We start from the raw sequence: 18,286 nt of genomic DNA, 5'->3' as shown, positions 1-18,286 counted from the left end.
GCCTACGGCTACCGGGATGAGCAATACTTCTTCCTCAAGATCCGCGCTGCCTTCCCCGGTAATCCGCGATGAACCATTTTTTTGGGTGCTTCGTGGATGATCGAGGGTATCGCCTGCCGATCCGAACCCGCCGATCGAACCGTTGGAGGCGCGAGGGCGGATAGCCGAGTCGAACGGCGGTTCGCCGCGACCGCTGACGGACGGCAATNGGATGATCGAGGGTATCGCCTGCCGATCCGAACCCGCCGATCGAACCGTTGGAGGCGCGAGGGCGGATAGCCGAGTCGAACGGCGGTTCGCCGCGACCGCTGACGGACGGCAATCGACGGAGGCGAAAGTTCAGACCGCGTGCGAATACCCTCGCGAGGAGGGGCAAGCGGTTGGCCGACGCGCGTCGGCCACGTTCATGCCGCCGAACGTGTTGCGCCAACGATAGAACGCCTGTACCGGGATGCCGTGGCGTCTGCATCGATCCTTCACCGGTTCATCCCGACTCTCGGCCTGGCGCAAGGCGCGGATGATCTGCTCGTCGGTCAATCGCTTCTTCATCGCAAGGTTTCGCCCGCGCCCTTGCCACTCGCTTCACGGTGGATCGCTTCAGGGAGGATCAATGGCAACCGGAAATACGCCGGCATCGACCCTGTCAGTCGAGTGCGTGCGTCCGGTGGGAAAAATAGCGAGCCTCAACAGGCTATTCGGGTTCAAGAAAAATCTTCGAGACCCGGTTCAAACCGGCGCAAGATAATTGGCGCCGTTCACTAGCACCCATGAATCGTATCCGAAAAAGATTACCGCGAGCACCGATCTCGGCTCACTGTTCGGTCAAATCAAAACGCGCCGGATTTCATGGTTAAAGGCGTCCGGGGAAATTGATTCAGGACAAGCGCTGTCATTTCGATAATTGTCAATATCATTTGAATCGGTTAGACATCGCGACTCGCATTCGCCATCGTCACGTGTAAAGCGGCGAGCGGCGCCGACGCGATCGCCGGTCGGTCGAGCATAGGCGTCCCAGGGCCGCCGGCTAAGGAAAGCCGAGCATTTGCTTCGAATGGCGCATCGATATTCCTGCCGTTTCGCCTGCCTTGTCCGTCGCGGCTACACGCTCTCGTCTCGCTGAAGACGCTTAAAGAGAATCCAAAAATTAACGACAATTACGCTATTTATTTAGTGCCGGCGCTCGGGATTTTCACGTTGCGGCAAATACCTGCTGGAATCCGACAATATACAGGCTTGATCCGACGCCGCTATCGGCTCGTGGATTTACTGGCTTTAACATTCAATCCCAGAAAGGCATCCGTAAATATCTTGTGGGATTTCAATGGACCATACAGCCGATTTTTCCGCACTCGTCGATTGCGTTCCTCAGGCCGCCGTTTCCGCGCCGGCCCGCGTCACCTGGCAGATCGGCATCCTGCTGCAGGATCTCTTCCCGCTGCTCGACGCGAGCAACGTGGCCGAAATCTTCGATCTCGCCAACCGCCTGCATGGGCCGGGCGCGCGGCCCTACGTGGTGAACTGGCTGTCCGCGCGGGGCGGGGCGGTGCGCTCGCGTTCCGGCATGTGTACGTGGACGGAGCGCGCCGACCTGCGGCACGCGGGCTGTTTCGACATGCTGTTCGTCGTCGGCGATGCATCGCGTTCCCGCTCCGCTGGCGAAGCGCTTGACTGGCGGCAGCTGCTCACGCGCCCGGACGCCCGCGAGACCGCCTACCGCGAGGGTCTCGCGCTCGTCGCGATGCCCGCGGTGCGGGGCGCCGACGAGGCGCCGTGCGCGGATGCCGCCGGCCACGCGCTGTCGCTGGTGCGTCGCACGTCGAACGCCGGGCTCGCCACGCGCGTCGCGCAACAACTGACGGCCGCCCGCTTCACCGTCGCGCCGGACGCATGGCCCGACACGCTGCCGGTGCGCATCAGCGAACCGATCAAAGCCGTCGCGCACCGGATGCGCGAGGATTGCGAACAGTGCCTGTCGATCCCCGACGCCGCGCAGATGGCGTCGATGAGCGAGCGCAACTTTCTGCGCCGCTTCAAGCTGGAGATGGGCGTGACGCCGTCCGAGTATCTGCTGCGTGCGCGTCTCGATCTCGCCTGCGCGCTGCTCGCCGACCTGGACTTGCCGGTCGACAAGATCGCGCGTCGCGCCGGGCTCGGCTGCGGGGATCGACTCGCGAAGCTGTTCCGCCAGCGCCTGGCGATGTCTCCCACCGAGTATCGCGCGACGGCGCGCCGCCGCGCCGTCACGGGGAAGGCCGCATGATTCCCACCCTGTCGCAACTCGCCGACGTCTGTCTGATCCTGCTCGCCGCCGCGCTCGCGCATCTGTTGCGGTTCGACACCGCGAGCGGCTTCTCCGACCTCCAGGCCCTGCTGGTCGGCTCCGCGGTCGCGCTGTCGCTCGTGATCTTCCCGCTGTTCGACGTCTACCGCTCCTGGCGCGGCAAACCGGTGTTCGCGCTGCTGCTCAACACGCTGCTCGCCTGGGTGACCGTGCAGGCGATGAACGTCGTGCTGGTGTTCACGACGCGCGAATCCGCGCTGGTGTCGCGCGGCTGGTTCGCGCTGTGGAGCCTGCTGTCGATCGTCGGGCTGCTGTGCGTGAAAGTGTCGATCCGCGCGGCGCTGAATTATCTGCGCAGCACCGGCCGCAACGGCCGCGCGGTCGCGATCGTGGCGGGCGACACCGAGATCCGCCGGATGGTGAAGCGGGTCCTGCTCGCCCGCCACGCGGGTTTCAGGCCGGCGATCGTGTTCGACCTGCGCGAGCACGACAACGCGAACGTGCTCGGCGTGCCCGTCACCCGCCGGCTCGACGAGTTCGTCCTCGCAGTGCGGCGCGAACGGGTGTCGGAAGTCTGGATCGTCGGGCGGCCCGGCGAGGCGCAGCCCATCGAATGGTTCGTCGAGACCTTCCAGCACGATTTCGTCAACATCCGTTTCTTCCCCGACCTCGGCCACCTCGCGTTCGGCGACGCCGGCGCCGTCGACCTGCTCGGCGTGCCGGCGATCAATATCGTGACCTCGCCCGTCAACCGCCTGCAGATCGTGCCGAAGGCGATCTTCGACCGCATGTTCGCCGCGCTCGTGCTGATCGGGCTCGCGCCGGCGCTGGCCACGATCGCGATCGCCGTGAAGCTGTCGTCCTCCGGCCCTGTCCTGTTTCGCCAGCGCCGCATGGGCGCCGACGGCGCGATCTTCACGATCTACAAGTTCCGCTCGATGATCGTGCATCGCGAGAAGGCCGGCCAGATCACGCAGGCGACGCGGCACGATCCGCGCGTCACCCGGATCGGTGCGTTCCTGCGCCGCACGAGTCTCGACGAACTGCCGCAGTTCCTCAACGTGTTGCGCGGCGAGATGTCGGTCGTCGGGCCGCGTCCGCACGCGACCGAGCACGACGAGTTCTACAAGAACCTCGTCAAGCACTACATGTACCGCTACCGGATCAAGCCGGGCATCACCGGCTGGGCCCAGGTCAACGGCCTGCGCGGCGAAACGGGACGCGTCGAGCACATGGCGGACCGCGTCGCGTTCGATCTTTACTACATTCGCAACCGGACCTTCTGGTTCGACCTGAAGATCGTACTGCTCACCGTCCTGAAAGGGTTCAGGGGCGCCAACGCTCACTGATCCGGCCGCGCGCCGTGCGCGGCCCCTTCGGCCGGCTCGCGCCGCGGACGCCGGGCGCGGCCGGCGTAGCGGTCTTTCCTACTCTCATTCGAATCGACGATGCTGTTTCCATTTCCCGGGCTTGCACGCGGGTGCGCCTTTCTGTCGTTGCTGTCCTGGCTGTCCGGCTGCGTGCTCGCGCCCGGCATGAAGTTCGATGCGCGCGCGCTGCCCGGTCCGCCGATCGCGGTCACCGAACTCGCTCCGTCGAATCTCGCGCAACTCGACGCGCTCAATGAACAGGCGCTCGCGAAACGTTGCGAGACCGACGCGCTCGCGGGCACGGGCGAGCCTTACCGGATCGGCCCGGCCGACGTGCTTTCCGTCATCGTCTGGGATCACCCCGAACTGGTGATGCCCAATCTGACCTACGACATCGGCTCGACGGGCGGCGCGCAGCCGCAGAGCGTCGGCCTCGCGAGCCAGCGGCTGCCGGGCTACGTCGTCAGCGAGAACGGTCTGCTGCAGTTTCCGTACGTGAAGCGTTTCCGGGTCGGCGGCATGACCGAGATCGAGGCGCAGCAGCGGCTCGAGGCCGCGCTCGAGCCGTACATCCACGATCCGCAGATCTCGCTGCGCGTGATCGGCTACCGCAGCAAGAAGGTGTACGTGAACGGCGAAGTGCGTTCGCCCGGCGTGAAACCCATCACCGACGTGCCGATGACGCTCGCGCAGGCGCTGCACGAGGCGGACGGCGTGCTCGGCACCGGCGACGCGAGCCGCATGACGCTGCTGCGCGCCGGCCGCCGCTACGGCGTCTGCCTGCCGGAATACACGGCGCGTGGACTGGACGCGAGCCGCGTCCCGCTCCTCGACGGCGACGTGCTGCGCGTGCCGCCGCAGAGCGACTTCAACGTATTCGTGCTCGGCGAGGTGCAGCGTCCCGGCGCGGTCAAGTTCCGCTCCGACGGCCGCCTCACGCTGTCGCAGGCGCTCGGCATGGCGCAACCCAGCCAGGAGACGAGCGATCCGTCGCAGATCTATCTGGTGCGCCCTCCCGAGAATGTCCGGGAACTGCGCGCCGCGCGCCGCGATCCGCTCGCGCCCGGTCGCCCGATCGATGCCCAGGTGTATCACCTGAACGCGAAATCGCCGCAGGGCCTCGCGCTCGCACAGCAGATCGAACTGAGGCCCGACGACGTCGTCTATGTCGACGCGCCCGGCATCGTGCGCTGGAACCGCGTGATCGCGCAGCTGCTCGGCGGCACGACGGCCGCCTACAACGTGCAGAACGCCGCGAAGGGAGGCTGGTGGTGATCGGTTCGGTCCTCGTCGTCTGCCACGCGAATCTCTGCCGCAGCCCGCTCGCCGAGGCGCTGCTGCGACGCGCGCTGCCGCGCGTGACGATCCGTTCGGCCGGCATCGACGCGCGGGTCGGCGAGCCCGCCGCGCGGCGCGCGCGCGACGCGGCCCGCGTTCGCGGACTCGATCTCTCCGCGCATCGCGCGCAGGCGCTGACCGTCCTCGCCTGCGCGCGGGCCGACCTGATCCTCGTGATGGAAACCGCGCAGCGCCGCCGCATCGAGGCGCGTTATCCGTTCACGCGCGGCCGCGTGTTCAATCTCGCCGCGCCCGGCGTCGGCCCGCCCGACGTCGCCGATCCGTACGGCGGCTCGCCCGAGACGTTCGCCGCTTGCCTGGACCACCTCGAACGCTGCGTCACGCACTGGCGCGACCGGATCGACGCGGCCGCCGCCCCGCCCGGGCATTGAAACCCCGTGTTCCGTTCCGCCGTCCGCGACGGCCCAACCACTCGTTATCGCCATGTCCACTGCCGCAGATTTTCCCGACGATCAACGCGCCGAACTCGATCTCGTCGGCGTGCTGGACATCTTGCTCGCCCAGCGCTGCTGGATCGTCGCGGCCACCTTCGCCGGCCTGTTGTTCGGCGCGCTCGGCGCGTTCCTGTTGCCGCCCCGCTATCAGGCCGACATGATGATCCAGGTCGAGAGCGGCCCCGAGGGCGCGGCCGCCAACAATCTGGTCGCGGACGTGTCGGCGCTCTTCGACGTGAAATCGTCCGCCGCCGCGGAAGCGCAGATCGTCGCGTCGCGGCTCGTCGTGACGCGCTCGGTGGATCGCGTCCGCTACTTCGTCGACGCGCGACCCAAGCGCTTTCCGTTGATCGGCGCGCCGCTGTCGCGGTTTTTCGGCGGGGCGCCGCCCGCCTGGATCACCGGCTTCGGGGGCTATGCGTGGGGCGCCGAAAGCGCGGACATCGCGCGCTTCGACGTGCCCGCCGCGCTGGAAGGCGAGCGCTTCACGCTGACGACGCCGGCCCCGGGCGTCTGGCTGCTGAGCGGCCCCGGCGTCGACGCGCCGGTGCAAGGCCGCGTCGGCGCGCCGGCGACCGTCGCGTCGGCGTACGGCCCGCTCACGCTCGACGTCGCCGGATTCCAGGCGCCGCCCGGCACGCGCTTCAGACTGGTGCGCCAGTCGCGCAGCCAGACCATCGGCGACGTGCAGGACGCATTGACCGTCCAGGAACGCGTGAAGCAATCGGGCGTCGTCATCGCGACGCTGGCGGGCGACGATCCCGGCCGCGTCGAACGCCTGCTCGGCGAAATCGGCCGCCAGTACGCGGCGCAGAACGTCGCGCGCAAGTCCGCCGACGCCGCGCAATCGCTCGCGTTCCTCGAACGGCAACTGCCGTCGATGAAACGGCAGTTGCAGGATGCCGAGGCGCGCTTTACCGCGATGCGCAACCAGAACGGCACCATCGACCTGCCCGAGGAGGCCCGTCTCAGCCTGCAACAGGACGCGCAGGCGCGCACGCAGCTTCTGCTGCTGCAGCAGAAGCGCGACGAACTGACGATGCGCTTCAATCCGCGCCACCCGAGCCTCGTCGCGCTCGATCGCCAGATCGGCGCGCTGCGCGCGGAGCAGGCGGACATCGAGCGCCAGATCAAGCGCCTGCCGAATCTCCAGCAGGACGTCGCGCGGCTCACGCTCGACGTGCGCGTTCATACCGATCTCTACACGGCGTTGCTCAACAACGTGCAGCAGCTGCAACTCGTCAAGGCAGGGCAAGTCGGCAACGTGCGGATCGTCGATTTTCCGGTGGTGCCCGACGATCCCGTCAAGCCGAACAAGCTCGTTCTGATGGCGGGCGGAACGCTCGCCGGCTGCGTGCTCGGCATCGCGCTCGCGTTCGTGCGCGATCTGCTGTTCGGCGGCGTCGCGAGCCCGGACGAGATCGAGCGCGCGCTGTCTCTCGACGTCTACGCGGTCGTGCCCGCCGCCGCCGCGCAACGCGCGCTGCATCGCCAAATCACCGCGTTCGCGGGGGGGCGGCACCTGCTCGCCGTCGACGCCCCCGGCGATCCCGCGGTCGAGAGCCTGCGCAGCCTGCGTACCGCGCTGCGCTTCGCGCAGCCGGGCGCGAGCCGCAATGCGCTGCTCGTGACGAGTGCCGAGCCGGGCGCGGGCAAGTCGTTCGTGATCGCCAATCTCGCCGCCGTGCTCGGCGGCAGCGGCCACCGCGTCGCCGTGGTCGACGCCGACCTGCGGCGCGGCCATCTGAATCAGTATTTCGGCTTGGCGCGCCAGCCCGGATTGGCGGAGGTGCTCGACGGCGCGATGCCGGTCGACGCCGTGCTGCGCTCCGAGGTGGCACCGCGCGTCGACTTGCTGACCACCGGTGCGCTGCCCGCGAATCCCGATGCGCTGCTGTTCGGCGCGCGTCTCGGCCCGCTGCTCGATACGCTGCGCGCCCGCTACGACTACGTGCTGATCGACGCGCCGCCCGTGCTCGCCGCGGCGGACGCGACCGTGATCGGCCGCCACGCGCCCGTCGTGCTGATGATCGTGCGCGCCGGACAGACCCGCATCGGCGATCTGCGCGAGACGCTGAAGCGGTTGCGCCACGGCGGCGTCACGTCCGCCGGCGCGGTGCTCAACGGACTCGCGCCGCACCTGGGCTGCTATGGCGGCAAATACGGCAGCTACCGCTACATCCGATACGACTACGACGCGCCGTCCCGCCCCGGGTGGGTACGGCGCGCATTGCAAGCCGCCGCTCGATGGAGAAGACCATGACCACGCCGCAGAAGGAAGTCTCGCAGCACGCCGCCGTTTCGACACCTGTTCCATTACCCGGTTCGCGCGACGAGGCGCGCGCGCGGCGCCCGCTGAGCGTCGCGCTCGTCGTCGAGGCGGCGGGCGGCGGCGTCGGCGTTCACGTCGCCGACTTGATCGACGGGCTCGCCGACGCCGGCGTCGAGATCCACTTGATCGCCCCCGCCGGCAATCGCTTCGATGCGCAGATCCTGACGCCACGCACGGTCGAGCGCTGCGCGTCGTTCGCGCGCGTGCCGATGGGGCGCGCAGTGTCGTGGCGGGACACCCGCGCGTTCGCGCACCTGTCCCGGCATCTGGCGCGCATCGCGCCGGACGTCGTGCACAGTCACAGCTCGAAGGCGGGCGCGCTCGCCCGCGCGTGCCGCGGATCGTGGCGGCACGTCTATACGCCGCATGCGCTGTATACGCTGAACCCGCATCTGACGCGCGCGCAGCGCCTCTTCTACGGCGCGATCGAGCGCCTGCTCGGCAAGTGGCTGACCGACCGGCTGATCGCGGTATCGATTGACGAGGCGCATCACGCGCGTCACGCACTCAAACTGCCACTCGGCCTCACGACCGTGATCCACAACGGCGTGCCCGATTTCCCGCGCCTGCCGCGCGCCGCCGCGCGCGAAGCGCTCGGTCTCGCGCCGGAAGGCTTCACGGTCGGCTTCGTCGGGCGCTTCTCGTTCCAGAAGGGTCTCGATCGCCTGATGAGCGCAGCCGACCGGCTTGCCGAGCGCTACGGCGACGCGATCGAGATCGCCGTGATCGGCAGCGGCGATCTCGAGGCCGCCGCCGCCCGTCCGCGCGGTGCGTATCCGCCGAACGTCCGGCCGCTCGGCGAGATCGCCGACGCGCGCCGCTACTTCAACGCGTTCGATCTGTTCGTGCTGCCGAGCCGCTACGAGGGCTTCCCGTATGTGTATCTGGAAGCGATGGCCGCGCGCCTGCCGATCGTCACCACCCGCGTCGCGGGCGCCGAGGAGCTGGTCGCGTCCGAGCGGATCGGCATCGTCGTCGCGAACGAGGAGACGGCCGAACCGCTCGCCGCCGCGATCGGGCGGCTGTACGACGACCGGCGCGCGCTCGCCGGCCTCGGCGCCAACTGCGACCGCGCGATCGAACGGTTCAGCGCCGCGCGCATGGTGCGCCGCACGCTGAACGTCTATCACGAAACCGTCTTCGGAACCTGCTCATGACACGCCCTCTCCATGTCGTCCTGCTGCACGCGTACAGCCGTCGCAACTCGGGCGACGGACTGCTCGTCGATCTGTCCATCGAACTGCTGCGCGAAGCATTCGGCGACGGTGTGCGCACCACCATCGTCGCCGCCGATCCCGACTCGTTCGCCGACGCCGGGCGCACGCTCGGCGCGCCCGTGCTCGCGCAGCACGGTGTCGCGCGCCGCCTCGCGGCCGTCGCGCGCGGCTGGCTGTCGCCGCGCGGGCCCGCCGCGCTCGCGCCGGTGCTCGCCGACGCGAATCTGATCGTCGGCGTCGGCGGCGGCTACCTGCGCGCTCGCACGCTCGCCGAAGCGCTGCGGCTCGAAGCCGGCCATCTGTTGCAGCTGCGCGCCGCGCGCGTGTCGGGCAAGCCCGCGGTGTATCTGCCGCAAAGCATCGGACCCGCGCGCGCCGGTCTGCCGTTCATGTCGCGCGCGTGGCGCAACCGCGTCGTCTCGCTGCTCGGCGCATGCACGGTCGTATTCGTGCGCGACGACCGTTCGCTCGCGATGCTGAGCGTCAATCGGAACACGCGCCGCGCCCCCGACCTCGCGGCGCTCGCGTTCGGCATGCGGCGGCCGAGCCCGGCCGCCGCGCCGAGCGCCGACGCGCCGGTGCGGCACGTCGCGCTGGTCCTGCGCGACGCGCCGAGCTGGAGCCGCGCGCAGCGCAGCCGCTACCGGCGCGCGATCGATCGTCTGATCGCGCGTCTCGAGGCCCGCAGCCGGCTCACGCTCGCGGTGCAAAGCACGGGGCGCGGCAACGACGACGCGGCGTTCTACCGTCGGCTCGGCGTCGCTCGACCGTTGCCGTCCCTGCGCCAGGTGCTCGCCGACGATCCGCCCGATTTCGTCGTCTCGGTGCGACTGCACGGCGCGCTCGAATCGATCCTCGCCGGCGTGCCCGCGTTCCATCTCAGCTACGAACGCAAGGGATTCGGCGCGTACACGGACCTGGGCCTCGACGACTGGGTCGTCAACGCGGCCGATTTCGATGCCGATGCCGTCGCCGACCATCTGTACGCGCCGCGCGCCGCATTGCGCTTCTGGGACGCGGCGACGAGCCGAGCCGACGTGCTGCGGGTCGAGCGCGCGCGTCTCGTCGCGGCGCTGCGCGATGCGGCGGAGACTGCGTCATGTTGATGCGCATCGCGTTGCGGATCGCCGCGCTCGGCGCGAAATTCGCGCTGACGATCGTGATCGCGCGCGTGCTCGGATTCGCGGCGGTCGCCGATTACGGGATCGCGATCGCGGTCTCGGTGATTAGCGCCAAAGTCCTGGGCCTTGGTTTCAGTGCGGAACTGAACCGTCGGCTTGCGCTGCCCGCGCCGCGCCGGGCAATCCGTGACGCACGCGCGGTCGGGTTCGTCTATGCGCTCGCGTATCTGCTGCTCGGCGCGGGCGCGCTGCTGCTGACGCGCACGCACTTGCTGCCGGACGCACACGAGGCGCGCGCCGCCATCGGGCTCACGATCGTCGCGGTCGCGATCGCCGAGCACTATGCATTCGAGTGCAACACTTACGTGTTCTCCCTGCATCGTGCCCGCACCGCATCGCTGATGCTGTTCGCGCGCACCGGCGCGTGGCCGGCGCTCGCGATCGCCGGCCTCGCGTCGGGCGCGATCGTCCGGCTCGATACCGTTTTATGGCTGTGGATCGCGGTCAACGTCGCCGTGATCGGCTGGGCGTGGCGCGTGATCGCCGCGTCGGCGGCCGGCCTGCGCCCGGCGTCCGCCCGCGCGGACGGCCCCGCCGACATGCTTGGGCTCTGGCGAGACGGCCTGTCGTTCTATGTCGGCGCGGCGCTGCTCTCCGGTCTGCAATACGCGGAGCGGCTGATCGCCTCGCGGCTCGTCGACGCGGATGCGCTCGGGCGCTACGTGTTCGCGTGGTCGATCGCGAATGCGATCCAGACGATCGCCTTCGCGGCGATCGCATCGACGGCCGGCCCCGCGCTCACCCGTGCCGCCGCGACCGCGCCGCACGCGTTCCCGCCCACGCTGCGGCGCGCGCTGCTCGCGTCGCTCGGGGCGACGCTGCTGCTGTCGGCCGCGATTCTCGCGGTGCGCGGCCCGCTGTTCCGGATGGCGCGCGAACCGATCGACGCGGCCGGCACGCAGTTGCTCGCGATCCTGCTGCTGTCGTTCGTGCTGCGCGGCGTGATCGATCTGCTGTGGGCCGCCGCGATCGCGTTGCGGGCAGGCCGCGCGTTCGCGCTCGCCACCGCGCTCTTCGCGGCGGGCAGCCTGCCCGTCATCGGTTATGCGATTCGCGCGCACGGCGCGCTCGGCGCGGCCTGCGGTCACCTGTTCGTCAGCGTGCTGCTCGCCGCGGGTTTCGGCGGGCTGCTCGTCCGGGCGGGCGCGGGCGGCCGGACCGGACGCTTCGCGCCGCCCGCGGAGGCGAACCGCCATGCGCTATGACGGCCCGCCGGGGGGGCGGCGACTCAGCCGAGGCGTGGTGCGCGTCGTCGCGGCCGGCTATGTGCTCGGCTATCTGGTGCTGTATCGCAGCGCGGGCGCGCTGCTGCCCGAGTTCATCTTTCGCGACGCCGAGAAGATCCAGGCGCAGATGGGCGGTGCCGACACCTTCGCGGACACCTCGTTCGACGCCGTCGGCAAGCTCTATGGATGGTTCGGCGGCGGCGTCGACCTGTTGATCGCGGGCATCGGCGCGTGGTTCATCTGGGCGATGCTGCGTTCGGCGAACCGCTTCGGGTGGATGGCGGCGGCGTTCGTGCTGTCCGCGCCATGCGTGTTCTTCAATCTGTTCGTGGCCAGCAAGGACACGCTCGTCGTGCTGATCTCGCTGCTCGTCGCGGTCGCCGCGCGCCGCCACGGCGTACGCGGCACGCTTGTCGCGATGCTCGGGCTCTACGGCCTGTATGCGGGGCTCATCCGCAGCTACTTCGCCCTGATCGCGGTCATCGCGCTCGCCTGCGCGGCGTTCCACTACCTGTCGACGCGCGGCCGGCTGGTGCTGGGCGCGGCCGCCGCGTCGGGCTTCGCGTTGCTGCCGGGCGGGGTCTACTACGCGCTGCTGCATCCGCGCGACATGGCGGTCGACTATCTGGTGTACGGATCGCCGTTCGGCGCGCGCACGAGCTTCTACAACCCGGTCGATCCGTCGTCGCTCCATGGATTCGTCGCCGACTATCTGTATGCGATCGGCAAGCTCAATCTCGCGCCGCTGTTTTCGCCGGGACCGAAGGAGGTCGTGATGCAGGTGTTCGTCGTGCTCGCCGTCGCGCCCGCGCTGCGGGCGCTGCGCCGGACGCGCGACGCGGCGGGGCGGCCGTCGGACATCGTGCTCGCGAGTCTCGTGATCGGGCACGTCGCGGTGTCGATGCTGTTCGAGCCGGATCTCGGCAGCTACACGCGGCACTTGTCCAGCGTCGCGCTGCTGTCGATGACCTTGCTTGTGGGCCGCGCGCAGCCGTCGCGCGCGGCGGCCGGGTCAGGGGTGGGGTGGCGTGGCGCCGCCCGATGATTGCGGCGGCGGGTCGACCGGGTCCTCGACGCGCGGCAATTCCGCGCCGGCCGCGCCGAGCGCCGCCTTCGCCATGCCGCCGACCGTCACGAGCCCGTAGTTGCGCTGCGCGAGGTCGATGCCGTTCGGCGAATCCTTCCATTCGTAGATCGATACGAGCGGCGCGCCGGTGCCGCGCACGGCGGACAGGAACGACGCGACCTGCGCCGCCTGGCCCGCGTCGCCGCCCGTGGCCGGAATCGACGGCACGCCCCATTCGGTGATGACGGCGGGCAAGCGGTAGCGCTCGTGGAGGTCCGCGCTGACATCGGATATCTGCGGGCCCGTCATCCCGTAGGCGTGATACGACACGCCGCCCAGGCACCCGGGCGCGCGCTGCACGACCTGCGCGAGCAGCGCGTCGGGCACCGAGCCCTTCGACGGCGGCCGCGCGAAACCGAGCCCGAGCACCGGCACCTGCCGACCGAGCGTCGTCCACTGCGCGCAAGCGGCCTGCATGAAAGGCGGGAGGGTCGCCTCCACGTCGCCCGGCGGCCAGTACTTCGCGAGATCCGGCTCGTTCCAGATCTCGACCGCGAGCAACTGGCTCGCATGCGCCTGGACCAGCGCCGCGACCGCGCGCCCGAACGTCGCGCCGGCACTCTCCAGCACGGCGGCACGCAGGGACGGGTCGACCGGCAGCGTGCCGAACGGATTCAACGACCGGACCGTCATCAACACGCCGAGGCTCGCGGCTTTCGCCTGGGCGAACGCGGCCTCGACCTGTTGCTGATACGCACTCGATCCGAGGCTGTCGGTCCACACGCCCAGTCGCACGAATTCGAAACCGGTTTCGCGAATGCGCGTGGCATCTTCGGGGGTGAAGCCCCCGACGTCGACCTGGACGCCGACCCGCAATTCGCCCGTCGTCGTGGGCAGCGGGTGCGTGGCCGCGAAGTTCCGTTGCGCGTGCGCGGCGGTCGCGGCGGCCGTCAGCAGCATGGCGGCGCAGACGAGCGCGAACCCGCGGCGCGGCGGGGACGAGGCGGAAAACGGCACGGTGCCGACGTGCGCGCCACGTCGGAGCGGGCAGCAGGATGTCATGAGAGGGGCTCCCTGGAAGAACGGTCGGTGCGCGCCGAATCGTCGAGAGACGACGCATGCCACATCGATCTTAGTGCGCCGGATTCGGGTTGTTCGGCCAATCTCCTGTCTGTATCCGCCGCCGCGTTCAATCCAAGCCATAGTTTCGCTCCAGCCGGATCGTCCGGCCGTGAGACGTGTAGAGCGGCACATGGTGGCGTCAAGCATGAGGCGCGGCATCACAAATCCACGCGTTCGACTTGTCCCTGCTCGCCGCGATCTTCAGTCAGGCGATCCGGCGCGCATGCGGCACATTGCTTCAAAACCCCGTCGGGCGGGCGATGCGCGGGGCGCATGACGAACGAGCGCCTTCAGCCTGGAGCCGGCCTTCCATGGATAGAGCGCGATGACCGCTCCCGGCCGATCGCCGACGTTCGACTTCGCATTCCCCACTGAACCCTGTTCCGCCCCGGCCGGTCGCCGTCGCGGTTCGCCGGAACTCATTTGATTCGGACGACTCCACATTATTGCGCATAGGGTTGCGTGCGCAGTCTCCGTTCAGCGCCGCGCGCTGATTCTCGAACGAACATCATGAGTGGGGTGGAAGAGGGCATGGTTGAAGAAAAACAAGCGGGAACCGTCGATGGCCGTCGGCGGAATTTTCTGGCGCGTTCGTCGGTGCTGCCGGTCGGCGTGCTGGCGCTGCCGCTCGTCGCGTGCGGCGGCGCGGACGGCGTGATCTCGACGGCGCAGGCGCAGGAGAGCGCGCCGTCGAGCGATGCGGCGAGCGGCACGCGCTACGTCATCGATACGTCGATCCAGTCGCCGAACCAGGATTCGCGGGTGCGCACGCTGGTGCTGCACTACACGGCGCAAGCGCTGGCGGACTCGCTGGCGTCGCTCACCGATCCGCAGAAGCAGGTGAGCGCGCACTACCTCGTGCCCGACGCGGCCGACGGCCAGGGGCGCTTCAGGGTGTACCAGCTCGTGCCGGAAGCGCGGCGGGCGTGGCACGCGGGCATCAGCTACTGGCAGGGCGACCGGATGCTCAATGCGAGTTCGGTCGGCATCGAGATCGTCAATCTCGGGTTTCCGGCCGCGGACGAAACGCTGCCCGTGATGAACCGCCGCTGGTATCCGTACTCGGATGCGCAACTGGCGGTGTTCGGTCCGATCGCGGCCGACGTGGTCAAGCGTCACCAGATCCTGCCGCACAAGGTGGTCGGGCATTCGGACGTCGCGCCCGGCCGCAAGTTCGATCCGGGTCCGCTGTTCCCGTGGCGCAAGCTCTACGAGCAGTATCAGGTGGGCGCGTGGCCCGAGGCCGGCGCGGTCGAGTTCTACCGGACCAGCCGCCCGTATGGCGGCGACGTGGCCGCGCTGCAGTCGAAGCTGCTCGCCTACGGCTACGACACGCCGCAAACGGGCGTGCTCGATGCGCAGACCGTCAACGTGGTGTCGGCGTTCCAGATGCATTTTCGCCCGACGCGCTATGACGGCGTGCCCGACGTGGAAACGGTCGCATTGCTCGATGCGCTGCTCGAGAAGTACTTCAACCGCAGCCGCTCGCTGAACCGGCAGGCATTGCCGGGTGACGGCCAGCCCGTCGGCGGAGAAAAGGGCAGCGACGTCTGGCCGGTGCCGCCTGCGCGGTAACGCCGTCCGCTCCGGCGCGCCCGGCCGCGCGAAAGCGAATGCCGCGAGCGGCCGCGCCGTCCGGCCGGCCCGATCGATCCGAAAGGAACCGGGCCGGCGGCGGCCGCGCGGGGCACCCCGGCCGCCGCATCGGCGGCTATCGGCTGCATTGAAAAAGCCAATTGGGGAATGCGCGGGCGACCACCTAGATTTAAAGGCACGATGCCGGGCGGCAGGCAGCACGTTGCGCGCATCGTTCCCCACAATCGGTCGTCCGGCTCGGCGCGGCCGCGCGCCGGCATGAGACACGGAGGCACAGATGGCTCAGCTCAAAGGCAGCAAAACCGAACAGAACCTGAAGGATGCGTTTGCCGGTGAATCGCAGGCCAACCGGCGTTACCTGTACTTCGCGGCGAAGGCTGACGTAGAGGGACAGAACGACGTCGCCGCGCTGTTCCGCTCGACCGCGGAAGGCGAAACGGGGCATGCGCACGGCCACCTCGAATACCTGGAGGCGGTGGGCGACCCGGCGACGGGCTTGCCGTTCGGTTCGTCGCGACTCAATCTGCAGTCGGCCGTCGCGGGGGAAACCCACGAATACACCGACATGTACCCCGGCATGGCGAAGACCGCGCGCGAAGAGGGTTTCGACGAGATCTCGAACTGGTTCGAGACGCTCGCGAAGGCGGAGCGCAGTCACGCGAACCGCTATACGAAGGCGCTCGACGCGCTGGTCGACTGAATCCGCCGCCCGGCGGACCGCCGTGCCCGGCGCGGCGCCCGGCCGCGAGCCGGACCCCGATGGCGCGGGCCGCGGCGCGGCCGCGCGCAACCCGATGGAGCTGCGCCATGCCCCACAAGGAAGGCAGTCTGGAGGCCCCGACCCGGCACCCGCTCGACTGGCGCTCGGAGGCGTTCTACGACCAGGGCGCGATCGACCGGGAATTGACGCGCGTGTTCGACATCTGCGCCGGCTGCCGGCGCTGCGTGTCGTTGTGCGGCGCGTTTCCGGCGCTCTTCGACCTCGTCGACGAGACGGATACCGGCGAAGCGCACGAGGTCGATCCGGCGTCGTTCGGCAAGGTCGTCGATCAGTGCTATCTGTGCGATCTCTGCTACATGACGAAATGCCCGTACGTGCCGCCGCATCCGTGGGACGTCGACGTGCCGCATCTGATGCTGCGCGCGAAGGCGGCGCGCTACAAGCGCGGCGAACTCGCGCTGCGCGACAGGCTGCTGTCGAACACCGACGCGCTCGGCCATCTGGCCGGCATTCCGGTCGTCACGCAGGCGGTCAACGCGGTGAACCGCACCGCGCCCGCGCGCGGCGCGCTGGAGGCGGCGCTCGGCGTGGATCGCCGCGCGTGGCTGCCCGAATTCGCCGCGCGGAAGTTTCGCGGCGCGGCGCAGCGCTCGCCGATCGCGCCGCTGCGCGACGGCGAACGCACGCCGGGCAAGGTCGCGATCTATGCAACCTGCTACGTGAACTTCAACGAGCCGGGCATCGGCCACGATCTACTCGCGATCCTCGCGCACAACGATATTCCCTACGAACTGGTCGGGAGCGAAGTCTGCTGCGGGATGCCGCTGCTCGAACAGGGCAACCTCGACGGCGTCGCGGCGAAGAAGGCGCGCAACATCCCCGTGCTGGCCGGTTACGCGCGCGACGGCTACGCGCTGATCGGCGCGATTCCGAGCTGCGTGCTGATGTACAAGAGCGAGCTGCCGCTGATGTTTCCCGACGACGCCGACGTCCGCGCGGTCGCCGACGCGTTCTGGGATCCGTTCGAGTACGTGATCGCGCGGCATCGCGACGGCCTGCTCAAGACCGATTTCAAGGCGGCGCTGGGAACGGTTTCGTATCACGTGCCCTGTCACGCGCGGGTGCAGAACATCGGCCGCAAGACCGCCGACGCGCTGTCGCTCGTCCCCGGCACGCAGGTGAACGTCGTCGAGCGCTGCTCGGGGCACGCGGGGACGTTCGGCGTGAAGAAGGCTTTCCATGCGGACGCGATGCGGATCGGCGCGCCGGTGGCCAAGGCGATGGCGGGGGACGCCCCCGACTACCTGTCGTCCGATTGCGCGCTCGCCGGCCACCACATCGCGCAGGGTATCGACGAAGCCGGCTTGCGGCCCGCGCCGCTGGCCCATCCGCTCACGCTGCTGCGCAAGGCCTACGGGATCTGACCGGCCGCCGCGCGGCCCCGCCGAGGAGAATCACGCCATGACGCTTTCCCGCGATTCGCTGCTGACGCTCGAAGCCTATGCCCGCGTGCGCAAGGCGGAGCATGCGCGCCTGATCGAATACAAGAAGCGCCGCGCGGTCTCGCTCGGCGACCATCTGCGCTTCCTGTTCGAGGACGAGACGACGATTCGCTATCAGATCCAGGAGATGCTGCACATCGAAAAGATCTTCGACGACGCCGGGATCGCGGACGAACTGGACGCCTATCTGCCGCTCGTGCCGGACGGGAGCAACCTGAAGGCGACGCTGCAGATCGAATATCCGCACGAAGCGGAACGGCGCGCGGCGCTCGCGCGGCTGATCGGGATCGAGGACCGGGTGTTCCTGGTGGTGGACGGCGAGCCGCCCGTCTACGCGATCGCCGACGAGGATCTCGAGCGTGACACGGCGGAGAAGACCTCCGCCGTGCACTTCGTCCGCTTCGAATTCACCGGTGCGATGAAAGCCGGACTGAAAGCCGGCGCGACACTGTCGATCGGCTGCGACCACCCGCACTATCCGGCCCCCGCCCGGCCGATCCCCGCCGACGTCGCGGCGTCGCTCGCCGCCGATCTTCGTTAGGTCTGCGGCGCAAGCGCCGGCGGCATTCATACACATTGCTGTCATGCATTGCATTCAATCATTTATGAGATTGTATGCAGTGGTTATTTGAATGCCGGAGCTTGCCTCGATTGCCGATTGTTAAATAATCGGTAATGAATTTAGCTCGAATTTACCGATACATGACGAGTATCGGAAAATGATTCCGCATGGGGTCGAAGCATACCCGGGAACCGGTATCGGACGGTCTTCCGATCGGCTGAGACGGCCGTCTAACGGGCCTATGCGGCCAATCGAATAAAGAAACCATCAAAATTGCATACACGGCTTGATTTCGATTGGGCGGAATCTTGTTTCAG

General features: G+C 68.8%; 15 protein-coding genes and 1 pseudogene. 13 read left to right on the top strand and 3 right to left on the bottom strand.

The genetic code is table 11. The features are described from left to right. A partial coding sequence (locus RZR99_RS11885) for a hypothetical protein (RefSeq protein WP_323119954.1) occupies positions 1 to 207 on the bottom strand: 207 nt, incomplete at its 3' end. Between the two features lie 177 nt (positions 208 to 384). Further along, positions 385 to 549, bottom strand: a pseudogene (locus tag RZR99_RS11880) (transposase); the annotation flags it as partial. Positions 550 to 1,321: 772 nt separating this feature from the next. Here RZR99_RS11880 and RZR99_RS11875 point away from each other — a divergent pair. From RZR99_RS11875 to RZR99_RS11835, 9 genes are all read left to right on the top strand, one after another. After that, a complete protein-coding gene (locus RZR99_RS11875) occupies positions 1,322 to 2,260 on the top strand; it encodes a helix-turn-helix domain-containing protein (RefSeq protein WP_323119953.1) in 939 nt (312 codons plus the stop codon). Beyond that, a complete protein-coding gene (locus RZR99_RS11870) occupies positions 2,257 to 3,630 on the top strand; it encodes an undecaprenyl-phosphate glucose phosphotransferase (RefSeq protein ID WP_323119952.1) in 1,374 nt (457 codons plus the stop codon). Before RZR99_RS11875 ends, RZR99_RS11870 begins: the two co-directional genes overlap by 4 nt. 99 nt (positions 3,631 to 3,729) lie before the next feature. Continuing rightward, positions 3,730 to 4,926, top strand: a complete 1,197-nt coding sequence (locus tag RZR99_RS11865) for a polysaccharide biosynthesis/export family protein (protein ID WP_323119951.1) — start codon at positions 3,730 to 3,732, stop codon at positions 4,924 to 4,926. Then, entirely contained in the window at positions 4,923 to 5,381 is a 459-nt protein-coding gene (locus tag RZR99_RS11860; protein ID WP_323119950.1) for an arsenate reductase/protein-tyrosine-phosphatase family protein, read from the top strand. The genes RZR99_RS11865 and RZR99_RS11860 overlap by 4 nt, the downstream gene beginning before the upstream one ends. A 52-nt stretch (positions 5,382 to 5,433) precedes the next feature. Further along, the gene (locus RZR99_RS11855) at positions 5,434 to 7,707 is read left to right on the top strand and encodes a polysaccharide biosynthesis tyrosine autokinase (RefSeq protein WP_323119949.1); all 2,274 of its coding nucleotides are present in this window, start codon (positions 5,434 to 5,436) and stop codon (positions 7,705 to 7,707) included. After that, positions 7,704 to 8,933 carry a glycosyltransferase gene (locus RZR99_RS11850; RefSeq protein ID WP_323119948.1) on the top strand — a complete coding sequence of 410 codons (1,230 nt, stop codon included), beginning with the start codon at positions 7,704 to 7,706 and terminating at the stop codon, positions 8,931 to 8,933. Before RZR99_RS11855 ends, RZR99_RS11850 begins: the two co-directional genes overlap by 4 nt. After that, positions 8,930 to 10,099 carry a polysaccharide pyruvyl transferase family protein gene (locus RZR99_RS11845; protein WP_323119947.1) on the top strand — a complete coding sequence of 390 codons (1,170 nt, stop codon included), beginning with the start codon at positions 8,930 to 8,932 and terminating at the stop codon, positions 10,097 to 10,099. The genes RZR99_RS11850 and RZR99_RS11845 overlap by 4 nt, the downstream gene beginning before the upstream one ends. Beyond that, positions 10,093 to 11,379: a lipopolysaccharide biosynthesis protein gene (locus RZR99_RS11840; RefSeq protein ID WP_323119946.1), complete on the top strand. Its 1,287-nt coding sequence runs from the start codon at positions 10,093 to 10,095 to the stop codon at positions 11,377 to 11,379. The genes RZR99_RS11845 and RZR99_RS11840 overlap by 7 nt, the downstream gene beginning before the upstream one ends. Next, a complete protein-coding gene (locus tag RZR99_RS11835; RefSeq protein ID WP_323119945.1) occupies positions 11,369 to 12,445 on the top strand; it encodes a hypothetical protein in 1,077 nt (358 codons plus the stop codon). Before RZR99_RS11840 ends, RZR99_RS11835 begins: the two co-directional genes overlap by 11 nt. Here the strand turns inward: RZR99_RS11835 and RZR99_RS11830 are convergent. After that, complete coding sequence (locus tag RZR99_RS11830) at positions 12,413 to 13,528, bottom strand: hypothetical protein (protein WP_323119944.1); 1,116 nt, start codon at positions 13,526 to 13,528, stop codon at positions 12,413 to 12,415. The genes RZR99_RS11835 and RZR99_RS11830 overlap by 33 nt on opposite strands. A gap of 591 nt (positions 13,529 to 14,119) precedes the next feature. On the opposite strand from RZR99_RS11830, the gene RZR99_RS11825 reads away from it, so the two are divergent. The 4 genes from RZR99_RS11825 (at position 14,120) to RZR99_RS11810 (ending at position 17,948) form a co-directional block, all read left to right on the top strand. Next, entirely contained in the window at positions 14,120 to 15,163 is a 1,044-nt protein-coding gene (locus tag RZR99_RS11825; protein WP_323119943.1) for an N-acetylmuramoyl-L-alanine amidase, read from the top strand. 298 nt (positions 15,164 to 15,461) lie between these two features. Further along, the gene (locus tag RZR99_RS11820) at positions 15,462 to 15,884 is read left to right on the top strand and encodes a rubrerythrin family protein (protein ID WP_323119942.1); all 423 of its coding nucleotides are present in this window, start codon (positions 15,462 to 15,464) and stop codon (positions 15,882 to 15,884) included. A gap of 107 nt (positions 15,885 to 15,991) precedes the next feature. Beyond that, positions 15,992 to 17,329, top strand: a complete 1,338-nt coding sequence (locus RZR99_RS11815; protein WP_323119941.1) for a heterodisulfide reductase-related iron-sulfur binding cluster — start codon at positions 15,992 to 15,994, stop codon at positions 17,327 to 17,329. Positions 17,330 to 17,366: 37 nt separating this feature from the next. Further along, positions 17,367 to 17,948, top strand: coding sequence for a DUF3501 family protein (locus RZR99_RS11810; RefSeq protein WP_323119940.1), 582 nt, complete (start codon positions 17,367 to 17,369; stop codon positions 17,946 to 17,948). The last annotated feature ends 338 nt before the right edge of the window (positions 17,949 to 18,286 follow it).

Origin of the sequence: Burkholderia alba (assembly GCF_034721475.1) — a bacterium.
GTDB classification, from domain to species: domain Bacteria; phylum Pseudomonadota; class Gammaproteobacteria; order Burkholderiales; family Burkholderiaceae; genus Burkholderia; species Burkholderia alba.
This window is presented reverse-complemented; position numbering and strand designations above follow the sequence as displayed.